The 2,383-nt window shown below is 66.4% G+C and carries 3 protein-coding genes; all 3 read right to left on the bottom strand.

Annotated features, from left to right (window positions below; all coding sequences use genetic code 11):
- Positions 1-578 (bottom strand): PE family protein (locus MSIMFI_RS27075; protein WP_191500000.1); only part of this gene is annotated, 578 nt, incomplete at its 3' end.
- A gap of 595 nt (positions 579-1,173) precedes the next feature.
- The gene (locus MSIMFI_RS27070; RefSeq protein WP_191499999.1) at positions 1,174-1,899 is read right to left on the bottom strand and encodes a serine hydrolase; all 726 of its coding nucleotides are present in this window, start codon (positions 1,897-1,899) and stop codon (positions 1,174-1,176) included.
- Positions 1,900-2,127: 228 nt separating this feature from the next.
- Positions 2,128-2,383: hypothetical protein (locus tag MSIMFI_RS27065; protein ID WP_191499998.1), on the bottom strand; the 256-nt coding region annotated here is incomplete at its 5' end.

Raw genomic sequence — 2,383 nt, 5'->3', positions numbered from 1 at the left:
CGCACAGCGTTTGCTGCGCTGCTGTTTTTTTTCAAACGGCACCGCCCCCCCCCGGACCCCCCAAAGGGGTTTCCGCCGGCGGCGCAGGTTGTTAAAAGGACCCGCCCCCCCCCCCCCCCCCCCCCGCCGGCCTGCCCGGCCCCCCCGGCGGCGCCGTTGCCGCCGTTGCCCCACAAAACCCCGCCATCCCCGCCGGCACCACCCGGGGTGGTCGCATCGGCGCCGTTGCCGATCAGCGGACGCCCCAACAGCGTCTGGGTGGGCGCATTAATCAGATTGAGCAAACTCTGCTCGACATTGATCGCCTCAGCGGCCACATATGCGCTTGTCCCGGCGGTCAGGGACTGCACGAACTGCTCCTGGAAGGCCGTCGCCTGCGCGCTAAGCGCCTGATACTCCCGGCCAAAGCCGCCAAATAACGCCGCGATCTGAGCCGATATCTCATCGCCGGCCGCCGCGAGTACCTGAGTTGTCGGAGCCGCCGCCGCCGCGTTGGCTGCGCTGATCGTCGATCCGACGCCGGCCAAATCTCTGGCGGCGGCTGCGACGCTTTCCGGCGAGATCATGACAAACGACATGGCACAGCTCCCAACGGTCTCGGGACGGCATTGTCAACGTAATTGACGCGGTGGTAGGCCGGGAGTCTATTAGTCATGAGCCCAATAGGAAATCCTTTTGTGATAACTGCATGTGCGATTGCCGCGCAAGAGCTTCTGGGCAACACGCTTCCGCAGGGGTCGGAGCCGGCGCTCCGGTCGTCGGTGTGAGCGGTGGCCATCTCGTCGGGTCCACCGCGGGCGCGGCGATACGCCGCAAATGCGGCCCGCACACCCGGCCCAGGTCAACGTTGTTTCGCGCCTGTCCGGGAATTCTGGTGGCGGCTCGGTTGAGGGTGCACGCGCTCGTCGAATAATGCGGTACTGCAACCGCTTTGGACTCTTGAATGCATTCGCGCGGTCGTTGTCGGCCACACGAATGGCTTGGGCTATAAGCCAACGGCCTGCGGAACTACTAACAACTCCTCTTATCCCGCAATTGGTTTCGTGACGATCGTGAGTCCGACGGGTCCACGCCTTGCTGAGTTTCAAGTGCGAGATCGCGAGGGAGTCCGGTCCCACCTCGTGGTGGTGCGCGTAACAGTTGGTGCCGTCGCCGCCGGGGACGACAACGCCGCTATAGCAGCGAAATCCGATCACAGATATCCGGCAGGTGCCCAACAAGCCAATCCGTCATCGCGGTCAGTACCTCCACGCCGCTCTGGAACGCTTGTGCCTGGACCGCCAGCGCCACGCCCAGCTGCGCAGCGTCCGTAGGCACGATCGCGAATTGCCGAACCAGATAGTCACCAGCTAGACCGGGACCCCAACCACCTTTCGTGGCAATGCTTTTGGTGGCTAAACCCCAGCGCTGGTCAGTGGTGAGCTGGCGCATCAGGTCGATTACGCTCGCCGAGCCTGGGATATCGGCAATGTTTGCGGCGAACTGCGCTTGCCGGCTCAGCGTCCATTGTGTTTGGCCAAATGCGGTGAAACCGGCCCGAATTCGTCGTGCCTCGACGACGGTGGCCGGATCGCCGGACTCTCTGATGATGGCCTGCACGTCGCGAGCCGCGACCGCGGGCGCTCCCAGTAGTGACCACAAGGCTTCCGACGCATGGTTGTCGGATTCGGTAATTGCCTTGACTACCAAGGGTTCTGCGTGTGTGCGATCCCGGCGCAACGCCGCGATCGCCAACGGCACCTTTATGGTTGACCATGCGACGCCGGTCGACCACCGGCCCAGCGAGTACGCCTTGGCGAGGCCTGGCCGGGCGATCGCGATGCCGATGGTTGCCGGCACGGAGCTAGACAGCTCGTCGAAGCTTGCGTTGAGCGCCACGTTCGGTAGTGGGGGATTCATGAGCCGCGCCGGCGACGATGCGGAGCGAAGCGGTGCCGCGGGGGCACGCCCCCACAAGTGGGTGGGGGCACCTCCCGCTTGCGGGGGAGTACCCCCACCCACTTGCGGGGGAGAGCGGCGCGCATGACCACGGACCGAGGCTAGCCCGAATGGCAGCAATGAGCCGCGGTGCGGGTAGGCGACGCTGGGCTTGCTCGACACGAGCGCGCCGGCTTAGCAGCTTCGACGTCAGGCCACTCCGCCGGTCCCGAAGGCCCCGCCGGTACCGACGCCGGTGCCGCCGGTGCCGCCGTTCCTGCCGGTATTGGCGTTGCCCGCGTTGGTCGAGCCGGTTCCGCCGGTGCCCCCTTTGTTGCCGTTGCCGGCCAACCCGCCGTTACCCCCTTCGCCGCCCATCCCGCTGCTGCCGCCGCCACCGCCGTCGCCGTCACCACCAGCTACCCCACCGCCGCCGCCGCCGCCGCCGGCTCCGCCCGCTCCCCCC

Source organism: Mycobacterium simulans (genome assembly GCF_900232995.1).
In the GTDB taxonomy this organism is placed as follows: domain Bacteria; phylum Actinomycetota; class Actinomycetes; order Mycobacteriales; family Mycobacteriaceae; genus Mycobacterium; species Mycobacterium simulans.
Note: the sequence above shows the minus strand (reverse complement) of the source record. Positions and strands in the feature narration are given on the sequence as shown.

What these genes read in the sequence shown, in the direction of transcription:
- MSIMFI_RS27070 (WP_191499999.1), bottom strand. Translation starts at nt 1,899, where the DNA reads ATGAATCCCCCACTACCGAACGTGGCGCTCAACGCAAGCTTCGACGAG.